The organism is Dysgonomonas mossii DSM 22836 (assembly GCF_000213575.1).
Taxonomy (GTDB): Bacteria; Bacteroidota; Bacteroidia; order Bacteroidales; family Dysgonomonadaceae; genus Dysgonomonas; species Dysgonomonas mossii.
This window is the reverse complement of record NZ_GL892004.1, coordinates 77071-102063: the sequence shown is the minus strand read 5'-3', so window position 1 is coordinate 102063 and position 24993 is coordinate 77071. Positions and strand designations below refer to the sequence as shown.

The window sequence follows — 24993 nt, the reverse complement described above, 5'->3', positions numbered from 1 at the left end:
GTTTTGTTATAACTTAAGGGATTTACTTCGATTATTCTTCATCGTTGAATACTGTTCCTCCAAAGTTTTGTACTTTTTCGAAGAACCTAAAGAGCGATGTTTGCCCTTTGTTTTTATCTTTCTTTCCCTTCTTAGGCTTAGGAGCTTCTTCCTCATCCTCATCTTCCTCTATTTCGGTAGCAGGCGGGGTAGGAGTTGTTTGTTGAACCGCTACAGGTTCTGGTCTGAAGGCTTCTTTTCTTTCGCAATTTTCATTTGCAAAAAGCAATAAGCTAAGAGCCTGTGTATATACCGGATTTTGCAGCAATTCTGCTGCATTGTTTATGTATACACGTTTAGGTGTTGCCCGTTTTACCGGGAGTTGTGCTTTGTCTGCAAAGTATTCTTCCAGCCCTGTCATTTGCGATGCTCCACCTATTATAATAATTCCGGCATCCAGTTTATCTCCAAATCCTGATTCTTTTATCTGATGAATAACGTTCAGGATAATTTCGTCCTGACGTAGTTGTATCACTTTGTTCAACTCTCTGAGGTCTATATCGGCTGAAGTATCGCTGGTTGGTCTTGCTTTTTCTTTACCTAATTTTGCATAACGTATTTTGTATGTTTCGGCAGATTCGAAAACAAAACCTAATCCCTGAACATCTTTCGTAATCGTACGTCCTCCAAACGGAATGACTGCCATATAGCGAAGCAATCCGCCCTTGTATATAGATAGTGTAGTCGTACCTGCACCGAAATCGACGAGTGCACATCCTGCTTGTCTGTCTTGTTCTTCCAGAACGAGAGCACCTGCGGCTACAGGGCCTACAATAAATCCGGCAATATCAATCTGAGCCTTCTCTGTACTTTTCGCAAGATTACTTTTTATATTAGGGCGTCCGATAACCAGACGATAATGGCCTTCAATTACAGAAGCAACCTTATCAATCGGGTCTTCTTCATATTGTCCATCTAGGTAATATTCAGGAGCGAGAACGCTATAGTTGGCAAAGAAATCGGGCTTGTTCAGCTTCGCTTGCTGTTCCATGCCATCGAGTATGGCAAATGTGATAGGGGTAGTACCATCGAGCAATTTAGTCTCTTTGTGTTCTATTGCCCGAAGTGATTTTCCGGCAACAGAAACATAAGCTTTTCCTATTTTCTTCCCTGTCTTGTTTTCTAACAGGTGGATAAGTCCTTTGATTTTGCCCGCGGCATCATCTATATTATATATTGTCCCATATTTTACACATGAATCGGCAGGTATACATTCCGATGCCAAGATGGAAATAACGCCTTGTTCATTCTTACGTCCCAGTACACCAACAATTTTTGATGTGCCAAGGTCAATACCTACAATAAATCCTGATTGTTCCATATATCTTCTTCTCCTTTACAGTCCAATTCGAAAGAATTGTCCAGATCTTTTTCTTTATTCAACGTTTTGTACAAACAACTTGTTTGTTAAACTTCAGATTTATGACTGAATATTTATTCCACCCGGTCTCGTTAAGCCCGTTTTGATAAAAGGTGAGCAATTTGGCAAGCTTCTCTTTACATCCGTCCACACTGCCTAGTATGACCTGATGATCACCGACACGGGGTATTAATTTAATATCCTGGTTAGGTAGTACGACTATTTGTTCAATTTGTGCATTCCAAAACTCATCATTATGCAAAAATAATGCAAATTTATATAAGTCGGTCTTTGCAAACTCTTCTTTTATTGCTCCTGTTGCTATAGGAAGGTATGCCGTAGAGCGATTAGAAAGAGGCATTTTATTGCCCGTGTTATCTATATAATAGTTTCCTCCAAGGCTGCTTATAACACGTAGAATCGGCTTCCGCTCTTCAATTACGGCTTTTACGGCTCTATTGTTTGTAACAAATACGTTGGCTTCTTTTATCAGCTGATTGGCCATTATGGCCTCTTCTATCTTGTTTGTATTAATGTTTTTTAATTGTTTGCCTGTAGGATCAAGTCCTTTATCTTTGATATAACTTACAATATCTTTTGTTTCGATAAACTTATTGCCCTCGGCGCTATTTTTTATTTCTACTTCAAAACTTGTGCAAAAGTCATCCTGCGGCTTTTTTTCGAAATAAAAAGCCGAGAAAATAAGATAGCCTGCAAGAAGGCATATTCCCCCGATGACTAATATTTTTTTTATCATTTATCTTCTAAAACTTCTTTTATTGCTTCCAACAATTGATCGATATCTCCTGCTCCGACTGTTAATAGAACCTCAATATCATTTTTATTTTCCAATAAAGGTAATAATTCTTGCTTGTTACACAATGTTTTAGGACAGGTAACCTTATCGAAAATTATTTTTGAAGTCACACCCTCTATCGGTTTTTCCCTTGCAGGATATATATCCAGTAAAATGAGTTCGTCAAGCAAAGAAAGACTCTTCGCAAACTCATCGGCAAAATCTTTTGTTCGGCTATAGAGGTGAGGCTGAAAAACGCCTGTAACCTTGCGGTCAGGATATAATTCCTTAACAGATGTAATGCTTGCTGCCAGCTCTTGAGGGTGATGTGCATAGTCGTCTATCATCACGATCTTATCTGTTTTAAGGATAAAATCGAAACGACGCTTTGCCCCCTGAAATGTAAGCATTGCATGTCTCAGTTCGTCAGGTGTAGCACCATTGAGCCATGCCAGAGCCATTGCTCCGATACTATTTTCTATGTTGATTCTTACAGGAACGCCAAGTTGTATGTTGTCTATTACTTCCTTTGGAGTAACAAAGTCGAAGCGAATTTCGCCGTTGCCTATTTTTATATTCTTTGCATGGAAATCCCCTTTGTCCTCGGAGTAGGTATATACCTTAATATCTTCTCCAACTTTGGGTGAGAGTTTTATATTGTGTTTCATCACCAATGCTCCTCCCTGTTGGATGAGAGTGGTGAATTTTTCAAAGCTTTTGAGATACTCTTCTTCCGTTCTGTAGATATCCAGATGATCGGGATCTACAGAGGTAATGAGAGCCATATACGGATGCAGCCAGTGAAAAGATCGGTCGTACTCATCAGCTTCGATAACGGTAAACTCACTTTTGTCTGAAAGCATAAGATTGCTGCTATAATTTTTCAATATACCGCCTAAGAAAGCATTACAATCGAGGTGGGATTGTTTAAGTATATGTGCCAACATACTTGAGGTAGTTGTTTTTCCGTGTGTTCCTGCACAACAGAGTGCTTTACTCGATTTGGTGATAGTTCCTAAAACCTGAGCACGTTTCTGTATGGTAAAATCCTGCTGATGAAAATATATAACCTCTTCGTTCTCCGACGGAACAGCCGGAGTATACACCACTAATGTCGTATCCTTCTCTTTGCAGTATTCGGGTATCAGGCTTACACTGTCCGAATAGTGAATTTCTGCGCCTTCTTTTACCAGTTCTTTTGTCAATGGTGTTTCGGTACGATCATACCCTGCTACCTTTTTGCCTTTCGACATAAAGTAGCGAGCCAGATTGCTCATCCCGATGCCACCGATCCCGATGAAGTATACTGCTTTTATATTATTCATGTTTTATTTTCGCTTTATTAGTCTTATTGCTTCGTCTACAATTCGGTTTGCCGAATCATGTTGCGCCAATTTTAAAATATTTTCTGATAGGGTTTTTAACTTGTCCTTATCTTTTATAGTCTCCAAAGCTGTTTTAACCAGCAAATCATTTGCTTCAATATCCTTTATGAGGATAGCGGCATCTTTATTTACCAGTGCCATTGCATTTTTGGTTTGATGATCTTCCGATACATTTGGAGAAGGAACAAGAATTACAGGTTTGCCCAACAAACATAGTTCGGAGATAGAGCTTGCCCCTGCTCTGGAGATAACCAAGTCGGCAGCTTTATATGCTAGATCCATTCGGGAGATGAATTCATGGATATGAACATTCTGTGGATTCCCTTTCGATGCCAGATCCATATTCAGTTCGAAAAAGTATAATTTCCCACATTGCCAAATGATTTGTATATCTGACTCTGACAAAGCATCTATTCCACTAAATATACTTTTGTTTATTGTTCTCGAACCAAGACTGCCACCTACAACCAAAATTGTTTTCTTATTCGGGTCGAGGTTAAACTCTCTATAGGCATCCTCTTTTGTTATATTCGATGATAATAATTCTTCACGACAAGGGTTGCCGGTCATTACTATCCTATTTTTTGGAAAGAATCTTTCCATATTTTCGTAAGCAACACAAATGCTGGAAGCCTTCTTCCCTAAGAACTTATTTGTAATTCCGGCATACGAATTTTGCTCTTGAATGAGTGTCGGGATACCTAGTTTACTTGCTTTATACAAAGTTGGTCCACTGGCATATCCTCCCACGCCAATCACTATATCGGGATTGAATTCTTTTATAATTTTGCTAGCCCGATTCAGGCTCTTCTGAAATTTCCAGATTGTAGAAAATATCTTGATCGGATTTTTTCTGCTAAGCCCAACTACATTTAACCCTTCTATTTTGTATCCTGCATTTGGAACTTTTTCCATTTCCATGCGTCCTTCGGCTCCAACAAAAAGTATTTCGGAGTCAGCGTAACGTTTCATGATGGTGTTAGCTATAGCTATTGCCGGAAATATATGGCCTCCTGTTCCACCTCCGCTAATAATAACTCTCAGATTTTTCATTGTTCTTCTGTATCTTTTACATAGGGTTCAAAATCTATATTGGCAATACTTTCGTCCACATCTTCATGATCTGAATCGTTGAGTCGGGATGAGCATGCCAGAATAATGCCAAAATAGGCACATGTGATAATGGTAGACGTTCCACCCCGGCTTACCAGAGGCAGAGGTTGTCCTGTAACAGGAATCAGATTGACAGCTACGGCCATGTTAGCCAAAGCCTGTATTGTGAGTATAAGTGCAGACCCGAGTATAAGATACCTCGGGAACTTTTTTTCGCATTTTGAAGCTAGAACGCCGCACCTGAACATCAGAGCGACATATAAGAGCAAGACGAATAGCCCCCCGAGCAGCCCGGTTTCTTCAAGAATGATGGCAAATATAAAATCGGAGTAGGCCTGTGGAAGAAAATCTCGCTCCACGCCGCTTCCCGGCAAGCCGATTATACCGCCGTTGGCTATAGCTATCTTGGCATGCGATACCTGATAATTGTCGTCAGTTATTTTATAAGCAATAGTTCCGTCGGCGTTCCTCATCTCTTTATCTTCTCCCGAGTGCCTTTCTATACGGTTTTTCCATGTAGCCAAACGTCCCGGTAAATATTCTTTTGCAAAAGAGTCGGGGAGGAGCGTAAGGCTGCCTAGTAAAATAGCTACAGCAGCAAGCCCAACAAAAGCAATCAATCCTAACTTCCTGAGGCTTACCTGTCCGATAAACATAAGCATAAAGCAGACGCCAAAAAGGAGACATGCCGTAGATAAGTTTTCGGGTGCAATAAGCAAGCATAGAGCTCCAATACCAATGATAAGGGTTTTGAATATCCAACCTTCATTATCAGGCTTCATCTTACTTAAAAAGAAGGAGACAAAACCGATTGCCGAAATTTTAGCAAACTCGGAAGGTTGTATCGTAAATGCTCCGATTCCAAGCCAGCGTTGTGCTCCATTCACATCTTGCCCCATAAACATGGTGATAACAAGGAGAACAGCAGATAGCGGTATTCCCAGTAGCAATACTGAGAAATATTTGCTGGGAACTCTCTGCAAAAACATTACGAGGGCAAAACCAATAAGCAGGAATGCCGCATGTCGCAGTATCGGTGCCCAGTGGCTATGTTGGCGGTAGGCAATTGTACTTGTAGCACTAAATACTTCAAGCAAAGAGATAATACACAGTGCGATAAATATGCACCATATAACTTTATCTCCTTTGAATGCCCGCCCTAAAAAATTGAATTCCATTTTTGATTACAGTTTTCTGACGTATTCTTTAAACTGATCACCTCTATCCTCATAATTTTGGAAGAGGTCGAAACTGGCACAGCAAGGCGATAACAAAACCGTATCTCCTTCTTGAGCCAATGCGTAAGATTTTTCTACTGCATCCTTCATTGATGAGGTATCTACGATATTGTCTATTTTACCATCAAAGAATTTGTGCAGCTTACTGTTGTCAACTCCGAGGAAAACCAAAGCCCGAACTTTATCTTTAACCAATTGCTCGATCTCCGTATAGTCATTCCCCTTATCTGTTCCTCCTAAGATGAGTACAACCTTCGTTTTCATGCTTTGTAAAGCATACCAGCACGAATTAACATTAGTCGCCTTGGAGTCGTTTATAAACTGTATACCTCTCACTCTGGCTACTTTTTCGAGGCGATGTTCTACTCCCTGAAAATCACTAAGTGAGTGGCGCAGGTTTTCATCTGTTATATCCAGCAACTTTGCCGTAATGCCTGATGCAAGCGAGTTATACAGGTTATGTGTTCCTTCGAGTGCTAGTAAATCTTCTTTCATAATGAAAATCGATTTAGGAGTATCTATTTTTATTTCATTGTTTTCGGGGTATGCAATAGCATTACCCACTTTGTGGTCGGCAAATGTATATTGTTTGCCTTTCGATACCAGCTTTTGTATTTCTTTGCTTACAATCGGGTCTTCTTCCCAAAATATAAAAGCATCTTCTTCTGTTTGGTTTTGTACAATACGCATTTTGGCATCTACATACTTTTGCATATCATGATCGTATCTGTCGAGATGATCGGGTGTGATATTTAAAAGAATGGCGATATCTGCTTTAAACGAGTACATATTTTCCAATTGGAAACTGCTTAGTTCCAATACATAATAGTCGAAATTATCTTCTGCTACCTGACGTGCAAAACTTCTTCCGATGTTACCTCCAAGACCTACATTTAGTCCTGCCGATTTCAGTATATGATAGATGAGGCTGGTAGTAGTTGTCTTCCCATTACTGCCTGTAATACAGATCATTTTTGCCGATGTGTAGCGTTTGGCAAATTCCATCTCCGATAGGATAGGAATTCCCTTCTCTGCTGCTTTGTGAACAAGGGGTGCATAATTAGGAATACCCGGGCTTTTGATGATCTCGGATGCAGCCAGTATGAGGTCTTCGGTATGTCCTTTTTCTTCATAAGGGATGCCATACTGATCTAGTTCGGCTTTGTACTGGTCTTTTAATGGCCCGCTGTCAGATAAAAAAACATCAAATCCTTTTGCTTGTGCCAGTATAGCCGAGCCTACGCCACTCTCTCCTCCTCCTAATATGATAATCTTGTTCATCATTTATTTTATCGCATTTTTAATGTTGCCAATGTAAGTACTGCCAGAATAATTCCAATAATCCAAAAACGCACTACAATTTTCGATTCGGGTATAGGTCCTATTGGCTTTTGAAACAAGGCTTGTATTCCCGAATTTCCTGCTTTCTGGAAATGATGGTGCAAAGGAGTCATTTTGAAAATGCGTCTACCTTCTCCGTATTTTTTCTTTGTGAGTTTGAAGAACGCCACTTGCATCATTACCGAAATACTCTCAACAAAGAATATTCCGCATAGTATAGGGAGTAGCAGTTCTTTGTGAATGACAACCGCAAAAACTCCGATAATTCCCCCTAGTGTGAGGCTTCCCGTATCTCCCATGAAAACCTGTGCCGGGAAAGAGTTATACCAAAGAAACCCGATTGTAGCTCCGATAAATGCAGCGGCAAATATCACGAGCTCCTGACTGCCGGGTATAAACATAATGTTGAGGTAAGAGGCAAACTCCATGTGTCCGGATACATACGCGAGTATCCCGAGTGTTACCCCGATAATGGCAGAGCTTCCGGCTGCTAATCCATCGAGTCCGTCGGTAAGGTTGGCTCCATTGGATACAGCAGTTACAATAAAAATAACGATGAATACAAACAGTATCCATGCTGCCGGTTCGGCATATTCTCCCATAAAGCTAACAAGATCCTCGTAGTCGAGGTTGTTATTTTTCATAAATGGGATTGTTGTTTGAGTGGATTTTACTCCTTCGGCTACATAGCTTACACGCTCTATTACATTATCCTGATTACGATATTCTATATTTTCGCGGATAATTATATCGGGGCTCAGGTATATTGTCAGACCTACTATCAAGCCGAGTCCGACCTGTGCTACTATTTTAAATTTACCTTGTAGCCCTTCTTTATCTTTTTTGAAAACTTTTATATAGTCGTCCAGAAAACCCAGTGCACCAAGCCATATTGTTGTAATCAACATGAGAATGATATATACATTGTCTATTCGGGCAAAAAGTAGCACAGGTGTTAGTATTGCTATAATAATGATAACACCGCCCATGGTAGGGGTTCCTTTTTTACTTAGTTGTCCTTCAAGACCAAGATTACGGACTGTTTCACCGATTTGCAGCTTTTGCAATTTGTCGATGATCCGTCTTCCTATAATCGTAGAAATCAGCAAGGAGAATATTACAGCCATCGCTGCCCTGAATGAGACATAGCGAAACATCCCTGCTCCCGGGAAATCTAATTTGTCTAAGTAATCGAATAAATAATATAGCATTTTGTCTTTCTTATTTTTCTAATTATTCTCCAAAAATATTCTTAACTATTTCTTTATCATCAAAATGATGTTTTACACCTTTTACATCTTGATAATCTTCGTGTCCTTTTCCTGCAATGAGGATTACATCTCCCGCTTTAGCGAGTGCGCATGCTGTTTTTATTGCCTGTTCACGTTCTACAATCAGAAGTGCTTTTTTTAATTGTTCGCTGTTTAGCCCGTCTGCCATATCGTTGATTATAGCTTGCGGCTCTTCGTAGCGAGGATTGTCGGATGTGAGGATGACCTGATCGCTCAAACGAACAGCTTCGCGTGCCATGATTGGACGTTTTGTCTTATCTCTGTTTCCTCCGCAACCTACAACTGTTATTACACGGCCGTTTCCTTCCAATACCTCATGTATTGCTTCCAATACATTGGTAAGTGCATCAGGCGTATGGGCATAGTCTACAATAGCTGTAAAGCCTTGAGATGAACGTATTGTCTCGAACCGGCCTGATACCGGCTTCAGAGTACTAAGCACAAGCAAAGCCTCTTCCGAGCTTTGTCCTAGCAACATGGTTGCCCCGTAAACAGCAAGCAGGTTGTATACATTAAATACTCCCACAAACTGTACTTGCAACTCTTTGCCATTGATTTCTATTGCAGTACCATCGAAGTGCTTTTCGATGATTCGTGCTTTGAAGTCGGCTAAAGAATGAACAGAATAAGTACTTGTTTTAGCCTTTGTATTTTGTAACATTACCAATCCGTTTTTGTCATCGATATTGGTAAGAGCGAATGCAGTATCGGGTAGTTGGTCGAAGAAAGCTTTCTTCGCTTTTAGGTATTCGCCCATTGTTTTATGATAATCCAAATGGTCTTGTGTGAGGTTGGTAAATATTCCGCCTTCGAATTTTAGACCACTTATACGTTTCTGATGAATGGCGTGCGAGCTTACTTCCATAAAGGCATATTCGCACCCTGCATCTACCATGTTTTTCAGCATTTCGTTCAGCGAAATAGGGTCTGGGGTAGTATGTGTGGCATGATATACTTTGCCATCTATATAATTGGCTACGGTTGACAACAAGCCTACTTTATATCCCAGCTTGCGGAACATCTCATAAAGGAGTGTGGCTGTTGTTGTTTTTCCGTTTGTGCCTGTCACACCTACGAGTTTCAGATTGTTTGAAGGATCGCCATACCAATGTGTCGCTATCTTTCCGGCAGCATCAGCACTGTCTTTTACTTTTATATATGTGATGCCTTCGTTAGAAGTATCTATTTTGTTTTCGTGAAGAATAACTTTAGCTCCTAGTTCCAAAGCATTTTTTATATAGAGGTGACCATCCACCTGAACGCCTTTAAGGGCAATGAAAACCGATCCGGGAGTTGCCTTGCGGGAGTCTGTAAAAACTCCGGTTACATTTATATCCTGTTCTCCCTTTATTTCTATTACATCTATGTTTTTAAGTAAATCCTGCAACTTCATATCTGTATTTTTTTTGTTAATTTAATTCTATGGTTATGGTTGCTCCTTTCGTTGTTCTTGTTCCCGGAGCTATAGATTGCTGTCTCACCTTTCCTGCACCGATAAGGTTTACTTTCAGTCCCTCAAGCTCTAATAAATATATGGCATCACGTGCTCCCATTCCTATGACGTTAGGAACTAATCCCTGCTTGATAGAAGAATTGCTTTGAAGAAGAATACCATTGATCGAAGAGTCTGTACTTATCCAGTCTACTTTGTCACCCGAATAGTTATAATCTTGTTTTAATTTTTTCAAAACAATCTCTGTATTTTTGAACGAGCCACTTTTAACGATAGGTATAAGTGAGTTTACTGTATCTTTCTGAGCTAATATCGGAGTTGCTACAGTATTTCGTGTATATATTCCCTCGGCTATGGTTTTAAATACCGCTCCCGGCATAAGTCCCCCTGATGGAATTCCCTGCGGTCTGCGTATACCTACAAAGCAAGTATATTTGGGATTGTCGGAAGGAAAATATCCGCAAAATGATACATAATATCCTTCGTATCCCCCTCTGGCTGCAATCATCGCCGTTCCTGTTTTTCCTGAGATAGGAAACATTTCCGATTCAATGGTTTTTCCTGTTCCATCGGTTACAACACCTCTTAGGATGTCTTGCACTTCTTTGAGGGTCTTCTCGGAACATAATGAAGGATTTATAATCTCGGTTTCAAATTCTTCTTCTATTTTTCCGTCTCTCATGAAGGCTTTGGTGAGAAACGGCTTAATCATCTTTCCTTTATTTGCGATACCATTATAAAACATCAGCATGTAAATAGGCGGCACTTGTGTCTCATAACCGAATGACATCCACGGTAATGTGGTTTTAGACCATGGGTTTGATTTGTCATCAGGGAAACGAATGACAGAAGTCCCCTCTTTTCCTTGCAGTGGAACATCCCATTCTATCTTCTTCGTAAGACCCAGATCATGGATACGCTGTACATATTTTTGAGGATTATTTTCATAACCCTTTAATATCATTTTTGCGATAGCAACATTCAGCGAAGAGTACATTCCTCTCGCCACTGTTACATAGCCTTTGTCTTGTCCTTTGCGCCAGTCGTGGTCTTTTACAATGCGTCCCTTGTATTCGAACAATCCATTACCGACAAAAATTTCTTCATCGGGTGTAACTACTCCGTCTTCAAGAGCAATCATCAGTGACACTGTCTTGAAGGTAGACCCCGGCTCAGACATGTAAGAAAAAGCATTTGGATTACCTTCTGCATAAACACCCGGCGACAAGCGGTCGAGATTGGTTATGGCTTTTATCTCTCCTGTAGCTACTTCCATCACGATAGCACATCCTGATTCGGCATTGGTTTCTACCAGCTTGTTGTATAGCGCTTTCTCTGCTAAGTCCTGGATATCTACATTCAATGTGGTCTTTATATCCCATCCATCGGTTGGTTCGTTCAGTACCACGTCTATCCAACGACCTTGCACACGTTGGCGTGTTTTTAGCCCCGGAATCCCTTTTAGTATAGAGTCGTATTTTAGTTCCAGACCACTGGTTCCTCCTGCGTCAAAGTCTTTGTATATAGATCCTACGGTTCTTCCGGCAAGGCGACCAAAAGGCTTTAAGCGCATTGTTTTTTCTTCTGTAAACAAGCCGCTTCTATTGCTTCTCTGACTAAAGAATGGATAGGTGAGAACTTCTTTCAGGTCTATATAGTTTATATCGGGGCGGATAATGCGCACGTAGCGGCTGCGAACTTTTACTTTTTTGTTTGAACCGCTCTCCCTATTTCTTTCTATTTGGGCTAATTCTTTACGACTCAAGTCCCATCCGTCTAATATTACTCTTTTGTACTGGGCTGCACTTCTGTCGGGAAACTTCTTCGCCAGAGCTTGTGACAGAGGCGTAACGTATTTCATTAATGTATCTTTCTTTATGCCGTCAGCCATAAAGTCGACATATACACCGTAGAGGGGTTCGCTTGTTGCCAACAGGCGTCCGTCGTCGGAATAAATATTACCTCTATTGGGGCGTATTTCTCTATCTTTCTTTACGGTTTCCTGTATGCCAAGTTCCCTCCACATAGAGCCTTCTACATACTTTATATTAAATATACATACTAGAATTGCAATAAATATCAGGGACATAATAAGTGCAATCCACCCATATCGGCTGATCGCTATATTCTTTGATGTTCCTTCAGATTTTTTCGCCATCTTCTATTCTTTCTTACTATTTATTTCTTTCCCAGCTTATATATTGGGTCTTTTGTTTGTTTCAGATCAACTCCGTTTTTCTGAACCATATCTTCTACTTTCGATTCACGGCTTACACCCATCAGCTCGGCCGATATGGTGAGAGACTCATACTTTGCGTCTTTTAGTTCGCGTTGAAGAGATTCTATTTTCGCCATTTTCTCGATACAGCTATACCTGTTGCTGATGTACAGCACAATGATAACGAAGACCGTGATGATAAAACGTGCGTTTTTCCAAAAGAAATCCTCGGTGAGAACAGTCCCGCCAAGAATATACATGATCTTCTTTTTTATATCTTTTACTGTCATATCAAACTTTTTCTGCAACTCTTAGTTTGGCACTCCTTGATCGGGGGTTGCGTTCTTCCTCGTCCTTTGATGGAGTGATTACTTTATTGTTTATCAGTTTGAACGGAGTTTCGAAGTTTCCGAAGAAGTCTTTTTCTACTTTGCCTTCAAAATTTCCTGTCTTGAAGAAGTTTTTGACAATACGGTCTTCGAGCGAATGGTATGTAATGACTGACAACCGTCCTCCTGGTTTTAGTATGTCAAGAGCTTGCGTCAGCATCTCCTTCAGCACCTCCATCTCTTCATTTACTTCTATGCGAAGAGCCTGGAATGCCTGAGCCAGTATCTTTTTCTCTTTTTCTCCTCTCCCTACAAATGAATTGAGTGTTGCAAGCAAATCACTTGTTTTCTTGTAAGGTTTTTCTTTTCTTGTTTTCACAATCACGGAAGCAATCCGCCGCGATTGTTTCAGTTCACCATACAGGTAAAAAACATCTGCCAGTTTTTCCTCTGTGTATGTATTTAGTATCTGTGCAGCCGTTTTTCCTCCCTTGCGATTCATACGCATATCCAAGTCGCTATCTTCGAAACGAAAAGAGAACCCTCTGTCTTCGGCATCGAAGTGATGTGACGAAACGCCCAAATCAGCCAGTATAGCATCTACACCGTCTACATTATGATACTTGATGAAATTTTTAAGATATCGGAAATTGCTGCGGATGAAAGTGAACTTATTGCTAGGTTCAATGTTTTTTATCGCATCTTCATCCTGATCGAAGGCATAGAGATGCCCTTTATCTCCGAGACGTGACAGAATTTCTCTTGAGTGTCCGCCTCCGCCAAATGTAACATCGACGCAAATACTATCAGGGTGAATATTCATCCCGTCAATACTTTCGTGAAGCAAAACCGGTATGTGATATGCATCGGCCATGATTAGTCGTTTTGTGAGCTGTTATTCATTAATGCCTGAATGCGAGCACTGAATTCCTCGGCAGGTATCAGTGTTTTGTCCAGAGCATCGTTTGTCCAAATTTCGATTGTATTGTCTACTCCTAAGAATCTTACATCTGTAGTAATTCCCACCATCTGACAGTATCGTTTTGGTATAAGGATACGCCCGTTGGTGTCCATCTCGAGGCGTTCGGCGTCAACAACAAATTGACGGAACAGCGCTTGCTGCTCCATATCCCACCTGTTGAGGCGTGAACGTAATTTTGCAACTTCCTCCTCCCATACTACCAGTGGGTAGAGAACGAGACAGTTCTGAAATAGGTCTTTTCTGAGTATCAATGTGTTCTGGTCGCAAGATTGCAATATCTTACGAAAAGAAGCAGGTACAAAAAGACGTGCTTTTGCGTCTATTTTTGCTTCGATATTTCCCAAAAACTGTAGCATTAATACTTTGAATTTTAACAATATACAATATTCGACGTAAAGGTATAAAATTTATACACTTTTCCCCACCTTTCCCCACTTAAAATGTATGAAAAAGTTTTCAACATGAAATGAACAGGTTATAAACATGATATTAACACTGGATAGGTGGAGTATGTTTATTGATTACTAGGTATTTATATAAAATAAGTCCTGCCTTAGTTGTTAACAAGGCAGGACTTATTAATATGTCTGTTAATAAATTAGCTAAGGATGGATATGCATTCTTCGAGGCTCAATGATTTCTGTTCGCCCGATGTCATATCTTTCAGTGTGATTTTGTGTTCATTTATCTCATTTTCACCAACTATAGCTACATAAGGAATTTTATTAGAGTCGGCATACGACATTTGTTTTTTCATCTTCGCCGCTTCGGGGAATATCTCTGTAGAGATTCCTGTCTGACGCATTTTTAAGATCAGAGGCAATATGTGAGCTTCTTCTTTTTCGCCGAAGTTGACAAACAAAACCTGTGTGTTTTGTATCGAATCTTTTGGGTATAAATCGAGCTGGTTTAATACATCGAATATGCGGTCTGCCCCGAAGGAAATCCCTACGCCCGAAACGCCCGACAATCCGAAAATACCTGTCAGGTTATCATAGCGTCCACCTCCGGTGATACTGCCTATTTGCACATCGAGAGCCTTTACTTCGATGATGGCACCCGTGTAGTAATTCAATCCTCTGGCAAGAGTAAGATCGAGCTCAAGCTCGCAGCGCATTCCTACAATTTTTAGTTTGTTGAGTATATATTCGAGTTCGTTAACACCCTGTATTCCGGTCTCAGAATCTTTGAGAACTGTTTTCAAGGTATTTAATTTCTCTTCGTTTGTTCCTTGCAAAAGGATAATAGGTTGAAGTTGCTCGATCGCTTTTTGTGGGATACCCTTTGAGGCAAGCTCTTCGTTTACCTTTTCGAGACCTATTTTATCCAGTTTGTCGATGGCAACAGTAATGTCTGTAATTTTTTCTGCCTCTCCAATAATCTCAGCAATACCGGATAGTATCTTGCGGTTGTTAAGTTTGATACTCACCCGGATGCCGAAGCGGCTGAATACTTCATCTGCAATTTGAATCAATTCCACTTCGTTGATAAGGGAATCGGAGCCAACGATGTCAGCGTCGCATTGGAAGAATTCGCGGTAACGTCCTTTTTGTGGTCGGTCGGCACGCCAAACGGGTTGTATCTGATAGCGTTTGAAGGGGAATGTTATTTCGTTTCGGTGCATTACAACATAGCGTGCAAATGGCACAGTGAGGTCGTAACGAAGTCCTTTCTCGCTTATTTTAGTTGCAAGGCGGGTAGAGTTTTTCTCCAATAATTCTTCATTGGATAAATCTTTCAGGTAATCGCCCGAGTTGAGTATTTTGAATAGAAGCTTATCGCCCTCTTCTCCGTATTTTCCCATCAGTGTTGATAGGTTTTCCATTGCCGGAGTTTCTATCTGACGAAAGCCATAGAGTTTGAAAACTTCACGGATAGTGTCGAAAATATAGTTACGCTTCGCCATTTCTTCCGGCGAAAAATCTCTTGTTCCTTTAGGAATTGAAGGTTGTGACATTACTTATCGATTAAAAATATTCAGGATGCAAAGGTAAAAAGAAGTTGTGAGTAAAAGGTCAGGGCTATGAGATATTTAATGTCGGGGTGTAATTTTCAGCTTTATCTGATTGTCCTATTATTTATTAATGAGATAATTGTCTTATATATGAGTGGCTCTTCGTGTTGTTTAATTGCAATGAAAAGTGACAATATAAAAAGTACTGAAAACTGTCACCTTTACATACGCTTCGCTCCTGTGACCGCTGGTTGTCACCTTTTAACAATTTGGGGTTGAATATATGAGAGAGGCTGTGATGCTTCTTTGTGGTCGTTCTGCTAATTTTATTGATTTATTTCCCTTATTTTTGCAATCACATATTATTTTATTTATACAAATTATGAAACATATTATATTTTCAATTTTATCTATCAGTTTATTGTTAAACGCTTGTTCCGGCAAAAAACAAGAAAGTGCAGCCGTACAAACGCTTACAGTGGGGGTAATGTCTTCAATGGATTATCTTCCTCTTGCAGTAGCTCAGCGTGAAGGTTACTTTGCAAAACATGGTGTAGACGTAAAAATTCAGAAATTTATGTCTGCCAATGAACGAGATATGGCTTTTCAGAGCGGAACTGTAGACGGAGGTGTAACCGACTATACCAGTGCTGCATTGCTGGCATCGGGAGGGTTTGATATGAAGCTTACTTCTAAGTGTCAAGCGCCATTTTATATTGTAGCCGGGGCACAGTCGGGGATAAATAACTTGGTGGAGCTGAAAGGCAAGAAGATAGCTGTTTCTCAAAATACAGTGATCGATTTCTGTGTAGATATGGCTTTGGCTAGCGTAGGCCTAACTTCTAACGATGTAGAGAAAGTGGAGATAAATAAAATACCGACTCGCTTCGAGATGTTGCGGAATAATAAAATAGATGCTACAGGATTACCTAATCCGTTTGCCCTGATCGCTGCAAGCGAAGGTTGCAAACTGCTTGTATCTATGGATAGCCTGAAATATACTGTTACAGGTATTGTCTTTTCCCAGAAGGTAATAGACACGAAGAGTGAAGCTATTAAGAAAATGTATGCGGCTTACAATGAGGGTGTGGCTTATCTGAACTCACATACTGTAGCAGATATAAAAGATATATTGGTAAAAGAGCTTCAGTTTCCTGAGCCCGTTGCAGAGAAAGTCACTCTACCTGCTTATACCGATGCTCAGCCTGTAACTGTTGCAGACAAAGATATACAACAAGTGATAAGCTGGCTTGGAGGCAAAAATCTGCTTAAAGCTGATTTCAAAGTTGAGAATCTTATAAATGATCAACTGACTAAATAATAGACATGCTGTCGATAGAAAACCTGGAGGTAAAATACGGAAATACTGTAGCGTTGAATGATTTCTCCCTAACTATAAAAAAGGGGGAAATATATTCGCTTATAGGCCCTTCGGGATGCGGCAAGTCTACTTTGTTGAAAGTGCTTTGCGGGATCATAAGAAATTATAGCGGGCAGATTGCTTTTAATGGAGAAGCATTTACTCCCAGAGGAGTATCTATCGGATATGTACCACAACACTATGGTTTGCTGGAGTGGAAAACAGTGGAAGAGAATATCTTCCTCTCTTATAAGCTCAATAGCACTAAGGTGTTGAGAGAGGCTGAAGTTTCAGAGATTATCAACTCGTTGGAGATCAATGATATTCAAAACCGCTATCCTTCGCAATTGAGTGGGGGGCAGAAACAACGTGTGGCTCTGGCTCGTGCCTTCATCTCTCAGCCTGATATTCTGTTGATGGACGAACCGTTTTCATCATTAGATACATTTACTTCCGAAGCATCTCAACGGCTTTTCCTCCGTCTGTGGGAGAAATATAAAGTAACTACCCTGTTTATCACGCACAATATACATGAGGCTGTATCTATTGGTGAGCATATTATTGTAATGAGCAAATCGCCGGGAAGAATTATTCATCAGGTAGAAAACCCCTTGTTCAACGTATCCGAGTACCAAGAGGAAAAGTTGAGGTTTGTGGCATCTATTATCAATAAAATAGGGTACTGATGACAAAGCGTAGAAAACATATTTTCAATTATTTCGGCTATATAATAGGCGGCTTTATCTTGTTTAATGTTATATGGTATATTCTTGCTGCCTGTCTTAGTTTGAAGGCACTGCCTTTCCCTACAGAGGTTTATAGTGGATACTCCAAAGCTTTCGAAAACGGCATATTAGACCATGCATTCGCCAGCTTGCGGCGGATAGCATATAGTATAGGTATATCTTTGGGAATAGCTTTAGTGTTAGGCGTATGGATGGGATATAGTAAGAGGGTGAATAGTCTTTTAGGTCCAATGATCTATTTTTCTTACCCGATTCCCAAATTAGCTCTTTTGCCTATCATCATGGTATTATTTGATCTGGGTGAGACGTCAAAGATTGTTATTGTTATATTGATTGTCGTTTTTCAGTTGATCATAACGATACGTGATGCTGTAAAAAATATATCGAAAGAAAATTACTACGTCCTTATTTCATTTGGGGCAACGGGCCTACAAAAAATGAGACATATTACCTTGCCTGCTATTTTGCCCGAAGTTTTTTCTTCGCTTCGTGTGGCATTGGGTATCGCAACATCGGCTTTGTTCTTTATTGAGACATTCGGAACGGATAAAGGATTGGGATTTTATATTACCGATTCACAAATGCGTGTGGATTACGTCCAAATGTATTTTGGTATAATTGTTCTTTCTCTGATCGGTTTTATCTTATTCCTGATTGTAGACCTGTTAGATAGCATCTTGTGTAAGTGGAAGAATATGTGATTGTTATCTTCTCCAGAAAGCAGGCATAAATAAAGAGAGTACAGTAAATAGCTCTAAACGCCCTGTCAGCATAAGGAAGCTGAGATACCATTTCGACTCGGTTGGTACTTCTGAAAAACTGCCTGTATTGCCTATCTCAGCCAATCCACCTCCCACGTTTCCGAGACATGAAACTGCTGCTCCGAGAGCATTCTCGAATTGCATTCCCGATAAGGACAAAAGTAAACAGCTGAAAATAAGGATGGCAAGGTATAGGAAGATAAAAGCCAAGACCTTGGTTACTACGTCTATTGAAATCACATGGTTATTCAATCGGATAGGGAGTATCGCATTGGGGTGTACCTGACGTTTAAACTCATTGATCGAATTCTTAAACAAAATAATGATCCTCACTATCTTGATACCTCCCGCAGTAGATCCGGCACATGCTCCGAAGACCATAAATATGATAACTAAGAACTGATAGAAAGAGCCCCACCCTATTATGTTATCTGTAGAGTAACAGGTGGTTGTAAGCATTGCTACTACCTGAAACAGAGATGTACGAAAGGCTTTTTCTACTCCTTCTATTTTACCCGTGCTGTAAAGCCCGATGGCAATAATGACAACAAAGAGAATGATAATAGATACATACCACTTAAACTCTTCATTTTGGTACAACTTTTTAGCACTGCCTTTCATGAAGAAGTAGATCAGTGTAAAGTTTATTCCCCCGATGAACATAAAGAGTGTAATGACATATTCTATGTAAGCCGAGTTCCAATGGGCGATACTATCTTGTTTTGTGGAAAATCCGGCAGTGGATATTGTTGTAAAAGCATGACAAACAGCATCGAACAAGCTCATTGGGCCTATCCAAAGCAGTACGACAAGAATTCCTGTGAGGAATATATAAACCAGCCATAGCCGTTTGGCTATTTGTGATATGCGCGGGCGAAAACGGTCGTACCCTATCCCTGTGACTTCGGCATCGTACATTACAGATGCATTACCTCCCATGGGTAGGATCGTGGCCACGAACAATACGATTCCCAATCCTCCCATCCATTGGGTTATACTGCGCCAGAAGAGAAGTCCCTTGGGCATACTCTCTATGTCGTTTAGGATGGTTGCACCGGTTGCAGTCAGTCCCGAAATGGTTTCGAAGTAGGCATTACTGACACTGGGTATCGAGTTGCTCAGATAATAAGGAAGCATACCGAATGCCGATAATACGATCCACGAAACAGCCACCATAAAGAAGCTCTCTCGCTTGCCGATTGGTTTTGGGAAATCTTCGGTTCCTACCAATCGGATAAAAGCTCCTGCAAAGAATGTTATTGTAGAGCTTATGAGCATTGCATCGCCGGCCGCTTCGTGTAAGTAAAAAGAAACAATGGTAGCACTCATCATGAATAGCGATTCGATGACAAGCAAAAATCCAATTGTTTTTAGTACAAACCGGTAATTAAAATTGCTCATGGACTTTTTATCCTGTTAATGGAACATTTTCTCGGCATCACGCAGCGTGTCATCCAAACAGAAAACGACCACATGATCGTAAGGCTCTATCAAAGTATCACCATCGATCATCATCGGTTCTCCATTGCGTATCAATCCGCCCAAAGTGACATTCTTGGGTAGCGTTAGCTTCTTTACCTCCTTCTTGGTTACATAAGAGTTTGGTCGAGCTATAATCTCCGCTACGTCTGCATTGGCGATTGTTAATGACTTTACGTTAGATACGTCTGCACTGAGCAGAAATCTGTATATGTTGCTTACTGTTATTAGTTTCTTATTTATAATAGAGCCGATATCTAGATTCTCGGCCATCGACATATAGTCCATATTTTCTACTTCGGCTACAGTTTTGCGTACACCAAAGCGTTTGGCAGCCATACATGCGAGAATGTTAGCTTCCGAGTTCCCGGTTACAGCCACAAATGCGTCTATATCCTTGATTCCCTCTTGCAAAAGAAACTCGGCATTGCGTCCGTCATTGTGAAACACGGTTACGTTCTTTGGCAGCTTTTCTAAGAGTTGGTAGCTTTTCTCTTTATCGGATTCTAATAGTTTGATATTTGTGCTGTCGGGTAAGTACTGGCAGGTGCGGATAGCGATACGGCTTCCGCCCATTATCATAATGTTTTTAACCTCAAAACTAGCTTTACCTGCTATTACGGGCAATTCATTTACGTTTTCTTTTGTTGCGGTAAAGAATACGATGTCGCCCGCTAAAATCATATCCTTTCCTGTAGGAATGATAGTGACGTTCTTTCGTTTGATAGCAACGATGTGGAATTTCTTGTCCTTGCTGCTTAAATCGAAGAGGTATTTATTTACCAACTCCGAGTTTTCTCTTATCTTGATTCCGGCGAGTAATATATTGCCATCGCAAAGTTCTATCCATTGGCGTACCCACGGACGTTTTAAGGCTGACACTATTTCTTTAGCCGCCAGCATTTCCGGGTAAACCATAGAGTTGATCCCTAGCTTCTCAAAAAACTCTTTATTCTTGGGTAAGAGGTATTCGTAATTATCGATGCGAGCAAAGGTCTTCTTCGCTCCCATATTCGCAGCCAATAAGCAGGCTGTTATGTTTGTAGATTCGTCAGGGGTGACACCGATAAAGAAATCCGCTTCTTTTATATCCACTTCCATCAAATCTTTCAGGGAAGTGCAAGACCCGGTCATTGTCATTATTTCAAGATTAGAGCCAAGGAAGTTGAGCTTCTCCTTATCAGCGTCCATGAGTACAACGTCTTGGTTTTCTGCTGATAATAGTTTTGCTAAATGTGTTCCTACAGCACCCGCACCTGCAATTACAATTCTCATCGACTCTTACTTATATATTTTTTCTTCTATGTTATTAGGGCTTATTTGCTTATGCAAAATCGACTGCATCCGTTTTACCAATCCTTGTATGTCAAGCTCACATAGTTTTTTCAGGTCAGCAACCGATCCGTGTGTTACAAATTTATCCTGTATGCCTACACGCACTACATTTATGTTCAAATAGTTATTGTCTGCAAAGTATTCCAAAACCGCACTTCCGAATCCTCCGTTGATAACACCGTTTTCGATAGTCAATACATGGGTAAAGTTCTCTGCCACCTCTTTCAAGATTGCAGTATCCAGAGGTTTAAGGAATATCATGTCGTAATGTGCGATAGAGTAGCCTTCGTCTTCAACGATGTGGATAGCTTCGCGTGCGGTATTTCCTATTGCACCTATTGATAAAACGGCAAGATCTTTACCATCTTTCAGCTTGCGCCCTTTTCCTATTTCCAGTTTTTGCATTTCGCACTCCCAATCTTTCAGTATACCCTGTCCTCTTGGATATCGGATCACAAATGGGCCTTCGTTTCCGTAAGCGGCTGTATACATCAGGTGGCGCAGATAATGCTCGTCGAAAGGAGCGGCGATAGTCAGGTTCGGAACACAGCGCATATAAGCAAGATCGAATGCTCCATGGTGTGTTGGCCCGTCTTCTCCTACCAATCCTGCTCGGTCGAGACACATAATTACATGTAGTTTTTGAAGTGCTACATCATGTATGACCTGATCGTAAGCTCGTTGCATAAATGATGAGTAGATGTTGCAGAACGGTAATAATCCTTCTTTTGCCAATCCGGCCGAATAGGTGACAGCATGTGCTTCGGCAATACCTACATCGAATGCCCTGTCCGGGAATTCTTTCATCATATAGGTCATAGACGATCCGGTTGGCATAGCAGGAGTAATCCCTACAACACGCTTATCTTTCTTAGCCAGTTCTACAAGTGTATGTCCAAACACATCTTGAAAGAGTTGTGGCTGATCTTTTGACTTTGTCACAATACGTTCTCCGGTTTCTTTGTCAAACTTACCCGGAGCATGCCATACTGTAGCAGAAACTTCTGCCGGTTTAAATCCTTTTCCTTTAATCGTATGGATATGTAGAATCTTAGGTCCTTTCATATCCTTTATATTTTGTAATATCCGAATCAGGTTTGGTAAGTCGTGCCCATCAATAGGACCAAAATATCGTATATTAAACCCTTCAAACATGTTCTGTTGTTTGGTCAACAGTGATTTCAAACTATTGTTGAAACGAAGGATAAGATTTTTACCCTGTTCGGTAATAAGGTTTCCTTTTTTAAACTTTTGATAAACATCATTCCTTACCCTGTTATAGGTGGGTGAGGTAGTCATTTTTACCAAATAATCGCGCATACCCCCAACATTATCATCTATAGCCATATCATTATCATTGAGTATGATAAGTATATCATTTGGCTGAGAACTTGCATTGTTGAGAGCTTCATAAGCTAACCCTCCGGTCATTGAGCCATCACCTATTACGGCTACCACATGCCTGTTTTCATGCTTTAGGGAAGAAGCAACAGCCATCCCCAACGCTGCCGAGATTGAATTTGACGCATGTCCTGCAATAAAGGCATCGTATTCGCTTTCTTTTGGATTTGGAAATCCTGAAAGACCCCCGAATTTACGATTGGTATGAAACAGGTCTCTTCTGCCTGTCAGTATCTTGTGGCTATATGCTTGGTGACCCACATCCCATACAATGCGGTCGTAGGGTGTATTGTATATGTAATGCAGGGCTACAGTAAGTTCTACTGTACCTAGACTGGAGCCAAAATGCCCGGGATTTTTGCTTAGTTGATCAATAAGAAAACTTCTAAGTTCAGTACATAGAGACTTAAGCTCCTCAATGCTGAGATTTTTAAGGTCAGAGGGAGAGTTTATTGTCTGTAATACTGATATATTGTTGTTTTGTTCGTCCATAAAAATTCTATTGGAATGAAGAAAAATCTTTATTACTATTGTAATAAACAAGCAAATATATAAAACAAAAGCTATTTAGTATAAGATATTCTCTTAAAAATAAGACAGGATTAGACCTAGTTATAATAATATAAACAAAAGAGACTGATTAATGTTCTTTGTAAATAGAATGTAAACAAGCTTGTAGTCTGTATTTGTTGCTATTTATCGGGAGGATATGTAAAGTAAAATGTTTTGGTTTTTGATCAAAATATACTCTTGGGCCTTTCTTAGAAAATGAATTGTTATTGATTCTCCAACTCTTTCTTTGTAAGATTTATTTTTGTGTTGATGAAGTTTATATCGGTTTTATTTTTCGTGTAATTCAGCGACAATTTATAATTATGAATGGCCAAATTCCATTCCTCCATTTTTGCATAAAAGTGAGCTTTGGTACTGAGATAGGTAAATTTTGCTTCTTCGTTTATCATGTTTTCCATAGTAACTAGCTCTCGTAGCAAATCATGCAAATCCTTAAAATTACTTTCTGCAATAATCCTGTTTAGCTTTACTGCAATCGAGTATGGTTCTATTTTCTCGAGTTGTCTATATAGATAAGCAATCGTTTTCCAGTCTGTTTTTTCATACGATTCAGAAGTGCAATGCAAGGACGAAATCAAAGCTTCTAAATAATATTTATCTAAAGTTTGCTGGTGCTGCTTTGCTATTTCCAAATAATAGAAACCTTCTTTTATTAAATCATTATTCCAAAGGGTTCTGTTTTGATTTTCCAACGAGATCCACGTATCGTTCTCTGTTCGTGCAGGAAATCTTGAGGAGTTGAAAAACATACCAGCCAGCAGAGAATTGATTTCAGGGTTTTTGGGATGATATTGGTGTAATAATTTTCCTAACCTGATGGCTTCAAAGCACAAGTCTAAATTTATGGTTCCGGCTTTCTGCGAACTTTTATATCCTTCATTGTAGAGCAGGTATATAATCTTAAGCAGATGGCTTAATTCCTCAATGGTCTGAATCTGAAAATCATCGTAAATTTCTGAAAATTTCTTGATCGTTTCTTTGCTCCTTAAAACAACTTTCTTGACGGTTTCTGTTTTAATGATCAGCGCATTGGCAATTTCCGAATAGTTGAATCCACACAGGAAATAAAGTGAAATAATTAGCTTATTCCTTTTAGAGGAAGACGCTTTTGAAAAGAAAATCAATAATTTAAGTAAGCTGTCCTCTACTTCCTTTTCGGAGTATTCGTCATTGTCTTTTTCTGTGGATGCAAGGTAATTGAGGTGTGTTTGTGCGATGTTTGATTGCCGGATTTTATTCAGTAACTTGTTGTTTGCAACTCTATAAAGCCACGCAAAGGGATTCTCGGGAACTTCTCCAAACCTCCATGTATTTAGAGCTGTTTCGAAAGATTCTTGAACTGCGTCTAGTATATCCTCAATCTTATAATAGCCATACTTTTGAGATAAATAGGAAACCATCTTTCCATAATGTTCTCTGAAAAGATGGCTCGTAAGTGTTTTTATATTTTCCTCAGTGTTGTTCTTCATCAGTGTTGATGATTCTACGGATTTCTAGGGTTGCTCCACGTTTCAGATCGGGACAGCCTTTTGCCAGTTCTTTTGCTTCGTCTAAAGAGTTGGCAAGGAGGAAATAATAGCCGCTCACACATTCTTTGGTCTCAACGTAAGGACCGTCTGTAGCAATACCATCTTTGAAGGTAACACCAGCAGAATCGAGGGGATTTCCATCTTTAAAGTTCCCGTTTTCAACCAGTGTTTCTACCCATTTGATGTGTTCCTGAATGTCTGCTTGCATATCTTCTACGGACAGATCTCCATAATCTGCATTTTCCCGAATGAGTAATAAAAATTCTTTCATTATTTTTTATTCTAAGTTAATAATTCTGTTATGTACTT

Annotated in this window: 21 protein-coding genes; 3 read left to right on the top strand and 18 right to left on the bottom strand. The window is 40.0% G+C overall.

Going from position 1 to position 24993, the window contains the following annotated elements:
* Positions 1-31: 31 nt before the first annotated feature.
* The 13 genes from ftsA to hisS all read right to left on the bottom strand — a co-directional run bounded on the left by ftsA (position 32) and on the right by hisS (position 15503).
* Positions 32-1360 carry a cell division protein FtsA gene (ftsA, locus tag HMPREF9456_RS00445; RefSeq protein ID WP_006841462.1) on the bottom strand — a complete coding sequence of 443 codons (1329 nt, stop codon included), beginning with the start codon at positions 1358-1360 and terminating at the stop codon, positions 32-34.
* A 58-nt stretch (positions 1361-1418) separates the two neighbouring features.
* Positions 1419-2156: a cell division protein FtsQ/DivIB gene (locus HMPREF9456_RS00440; protein WP_006841461.1), complete on the bottom strand. Its 738-nt coding sequence runs from the start codon at positions 2154-2156 to the stop codon at positions 1419-1421.
* Positions 2153-3520 carry a UDP-N-acetylmuramate--L-alanine ligase gene (gene murC, locus HMPREF9456_RS00435; protein WP_006841460.1) on the bottom strand — a complete coding sequence of 456 codons (1368 nt, stop codon included), beginning with the start codon at positions 3518-3520 and terminating at the stop codon, positions 2153-2155. Before murC ends, HMPREF9456_RS00440 begins: the two co-directional genes overlap by 4 nt.
* A gap of 3 nt (positions 3521-3523) precedes the next feature.
* Positions 3524-4633 (bottom strand): undecaprenyldiphospho-muramoylpentapeptide beta-N-acetylglucosaminyltransferase, encoded by a 1110-nt coding sequence (murG, locus tag HMPREF9456_RS00430; RefSeq protein ID WP_006841459.1) that lies wholly within the window; start codon positions 4631-4633, stop codon positions 3524-3526.
* Positions 4630-5871 carry an FtsW/RodA/SpoVE family cell cycle protein gene (locus HMPREF9456_RS00425; protein WP_006841458.1) on the bottom strand — a complete coding sequence of 414 codons (1242 nt, stop codon included), beginning with the start codon at positions 5869-5871 and terminating at the stop codon, positions 4630-4632. The genes murG and HMPREF9456_RS00425 overlap by 4 nt, the downstream gene beginning before the upstream one ends.
* Before the next feature lie 6 nt (positions 5872-5877).
* Positions 5878-7215, bottom strand: a complete 1338-nt coding sequence (gene murD / locus HMPREF9456_RS00420) for a UDP-N-acetylmuramoyl-L-alanine--D-glutamate ligase (RefSeq protein WP_018074721.1) — start codon at positions 7213-7215, stop codon at positions 5878-5880.
* Positions 7216-7220: 5 nt separating this feature from the next.
* Complete coding sequence (gene mraY / locus HMPREF9456_RS00415; protein ID WP_006841456.1) at positions 7221-8483, bottom strand: phospho-N-acetylmuramoyl-pentapeptide-transferase; 1263 nt, start codon at positions 8481-8483, stop codon at positions 7221-7223.
* A 22-nt stretch (positions 8484-8505) separates the two neighbouring features.
* Positions 8506-9957: a UDP-N-acetylmuramoyl-L-alanyl-D-glutamate--2,6-diaminopimelate ligase gene (locus HMPREF9456_RS00410; RefSeq protein ID WP_006841455.1), complete on the bottom strand. Its 1452-nt coding sequence runs from the start codon at positions 9955-9957 to the stop codon at positions 8506-8508.
* A gap of 16 nt (positions 9958-9973) precedes the next feature.
* Positions 9974-12175: a penicillin-binding protein gene (locus tag HMPREF9456_RS00405; RefSeq protein WP_006841454.1), complete on the bottom strand. Its 2202-nt coding sequence runs from the start codon at positions 12173-12175 to the stop codon at positions 9974-9976.
* A 20-nt stretch (positions 12176-12195) separates the two neighbouring features.
* Entirely contained in the window at positions 12196-12525 is a 330-nt protein-coding gene (locus HMPREF9456_RS00400; RefSeq protein WP_006841453.1) for an FtsL-like putative cell division protein, read from the bottom strand.
* 1 nt (position 12526) lies between these two features.
* Complete coding sequence (rsmH, locus tag HMPREF9456_RS00395; RefSeq protein WP_006841452.1) at positions 12527-13438, bottom strand: 16S rRNA (cytosine(1402)-N(4))-methyltransferase RsmH; 912 nt, start codon at positions 13436-13438, stop codon at positions 12527-12529.
* 2 nt (positions 13439-13440) lie between these two features.
* Positions 13441-13902, bottom strand: coding sequence for a division/cell wall cluster transcriptional repressor MraZ (locus tag HMPREF9456_RS00390; RefSeq protein ID WP_006841451.1), 462 nt, complete (start codon positions 13900-13902; stop codon positions 13441-13443).
* A gap of 242 nt (positions 13903-14144) precedes the next feature.
* Entirely contained in the window at positions 14145-15503 is a 1359-nt protein-coding gene (gene hisS / locus HMPREF9456_RS00385) for a histidine--tRNA ligase (RefSeq protein WP_006841450.1), read from the bottom strand.
* A 379-nt stretch (positions 15504-15882) separates the two neighbouring features.
* On the opposite strand from hisS, the gene HMPREF9456_RS00380 reads away from it, so the two are divergent.
* From HMPREF9456_RS00380 to HMPREF9456_RS00370, 3 genes are read left to right on the top strand one after another with little or no spacing between them, the layout of a single operon-like run.
* Positions 15883-16821 carry an ABC transporter substrate-binding protein gene (locus HMPREF9456_RS00380; RefSeq protein ID WP_018074722.1) on the top strand — a complete coding sequence of 313 codons (939 nt, stop codon included), beginning with the start codon at positions 15883-15885 and terminating at the stop codon, positions 16819-16821.
* A gap of 5 nt (positions 16822-16826) precedes the next feature.
* A complete protein-coding gene (locus tag HMPREF9456_RS00375; protein WP_006841448.1) occupies positions 16827-17546 on the top strand; it encodes an ABC transporter ATP-binding protein in 720 nt (239 codons plus the stop codon).
* On the top strand, positions 17546-18307 hold the full coding sequence (locus HMPREF9456_RS00370; RefSeq protein ID WP_006841447.1) for an ABC transporter permease: 762 nt from the start codon (positions 17546-17548) through the stop codon (positions 18305-18307). The genes HMPREF9456_RS00375 and HMPREF9456_RS00370 overlap by 1 nt, the downstream gene beginning before the upstream one ends.
* A gap of 3 nt (positions 18308-18310) precedes the next feature.
* Here the strand turns inward: HMPREF9456_RS00370 and HMPREF9456_RS00365 are convergent, their stop codons facing one another.
* The 5 genes from HMPREF9456_RS00365 to HMPREF9456_RS00345 form a co-directional block, all read right to left on the bottom strand.
* A complete protein-coding gene (locus tag HMPREF9456_RS00365) occupies positions 18311-19768 on the bottom strand; it encodes a TrkH family potassium uptake protein (protein ID WP_006841446.1) in 1458 nt (485 codons plus the stop codon).
* Between the two features lie 15 nt (positions 19769-19783).
* Complete coding sequence (trkA, locus tag HMPREF9456_RS00360; protein ID WP_006841445.1) at positions 19784-21121, bottom strand: Trk system potassium transporter TrkA; 1338 nt, start codon at positions 21119-21121, stop codon at positions 19784-19786.
* A gap of 6 nt (positions 21122-21127) precedes the next feature.
* The gene (dxs, locus tag HMPREF9456_RS00355) at positions 21128-23074 is read right to left on the bottom strand and encodes a 1-deoxy-D-xylulose-5-phosphate synthase (protein ID WP_006841444.1); all 1947 of its coding nucleotides are present in this window, start codon (positions 23072-23074) and stop codon (positions 21128-21130) included.
* Between the two features lie 284 nt (positions 23075-23358).
* Positions 23359-24624: an RNA polymerase sigma factor gene (locus HMPREF9456_RS00350; RefSeq protein WP_006841443.1), complete on the bottom strand. Its 1266-nt coding sequence runs from the start codon at positions 24622-24624 to the stop codon at positions 23359-23361.
* Complete coding sequence (locus tag HMPREF9456_RS00345; protein WP_006841442.1) at positions 24608-24955, bottom strand: YciI family protein; 348 nt, start codon at positions 24953-24955, stop codon at positions 24608-24610. The genes HMPREF9456_RS00350 and HMPREF9456_RS00345 overlap by 17 nt, the downstream gene beginning before the upstream one ends.
* Between the last annotated feature and the right edge of the window lie 38 nt (positions 24956-24993).

What these genes read in the sequence shown, in the direction of transcription:
- ftsA (WP_006841462.1), bottom strand. Translation starts at nt 1,360, where the DNA reads ATGGAACAATCAGGATTTATTGTAGGTATTGACCTTGGCACATCAAAA.
- HMPREF9456_RS00440 (WP_006841461.1), bottom strand. Translation starts at nt 2,156, where the DNA reads ATGATAAAAAAAATATTAGTCATCGGGGGAATATGCCTTCTTGCAGGC.
- murC (WP_006841460.1), bottom strand. Translation starts at nt 3,520, where the DNA reads ATGAATAATATAAAAGCAGTATACTTCATCGGGATCGGTGGCATCGGG.
- murG (WP_006841459.1), bottom strand. Translation starts at nt 4,633, where the DNA reads ATGAAAAATCTGAGAGTTATTATTAGCGGAGGTGGAACAGGAGGCCAT.
- HMPREF9456_RS00425 (WP_006841458.1), bottom strand. Translation starts at nt 5,871, where the DNA reads ATGGAATTCAATTTTTTAGGGCGGGCATTCAAAGGAGATAAAGTTATA.
- murD (WP_018074721.1), bottom strand. Translation starts at nt 7,215, where the DNA reads ATGATGAACAAGATTATCATATTAGGAGGAGGAGAGAGTGGCGTAGGC.
- mraY (WP_006841456.1), bottom strand. Translation starts at nt 8,483, where the DNA reads ATGCTATATTATTTATTCGATTACTTAGACAAATTAGATTTCCCGGGA.
- HMPREF9456_RS00410 (WP_006841455.1), bottom strand. Translation starts at nt 9,957, where the DNA reads ATGAAGTTGCAGGATTTACTTAAAAACATAGATGTAATAGAAATAAAG.
- HMPREF9456_RS00405 (WP_006841454.1), bottom strand. Translation starts at nt 12,175, where the DNA reads ATGGCGAAAAAATCTGAAGGAACATCAAAGAATATAGCGATCAGCCGA.
- HMPREF9456_RS00400 (WP_006841453.1), bottom strand. Translation starts at nt 12,525, where the DNA reads ATGACAGTAAAAGATATAAAAAAGAAGATCATGTATATTCTTGGCGGG.
- rsmH (WP_006841452.1), bottom strand. Translation starts at nt 13,438, where the DNA reads ATGGCCGATGCATATCACATACCGGTTTTGCTTCACGAAAGTATTGAC.
- HMPREF9456_RS00390 (WP_006841451.1), bottom strand. Translation starts at nt 13,902, where the DNA reads ATGCTACAGTTTTTGGGAAATATCGAAGCAAAAATAGACGCAAAAGCA.
- hisS (WP_006841450.1), bottom strand. Translation starts at nt 15,503, where the DNA reads ATGTCACAACCTTCAATTCCTAAAGGAACAAGAGATTTTTCGCCGGAA.
- HMPREF9456_RS00380 (WP_018074722.1), top strand. Translation starts at nt 15,883, where the DNA reads ATGAAACATATTATATTTTCAATTTTATCTATCAGTTTATTGTTAAAC.
- HMPREF9456_RS00375 (WP_006841448.1), top strand. Translation starts at nt 16,827, where the DNA reads ATGCTGTCGATAGAAAACCTGGAGGTAAAATACGGAAATACTGTAGCG.
- HMPREF9456_RS00370 (WP_006841447.1), top strand. Translation starts at nt 17,546, where the DNA reads ATGACAAAGCGTAGAAAACATATTTTCAATTATTTCGGCTATATAATA.
- HMPREF9456_RS00365 (WP_006841446.1), bottom strand. Translation starts at nt 19,768, where the DNA reads ATGAGCAATTTTAATTACCGGTTTGTACTAAAAACAATTGGATTTTTG.
- trkA (WP_006841445.1), bottom strand. Translation starts at nt 21,121, where the DNA reads ATGAGAATTGTAATTGCAGGTGCGGGTGCTGTAGGAACACATTTAGCA.
- dxs (WP_006841444.1), bottom strand. Translation starts at nt 23,074, where the DNA reads ATGGACGAACAAAACAACAATATATCAGTATTACAGACAATAAACTCT.
- HMPREF9456_RS00350 (WP_006841443.1), bottom strand. Translation starts at nt 24,624, where the DNA reads ATGAAGAACAACACTGAGGAAAATATAAAAACACTTACGAGCCATCTT.
- HMPREF9456_RS00345 (WP_006841442.1), bottom strand. Translation starts at nt 24,955, where the DNA reads ATGAAAGAATTTTTATTACTCATTCGGGAAAATGCAGATTATGGAGAT.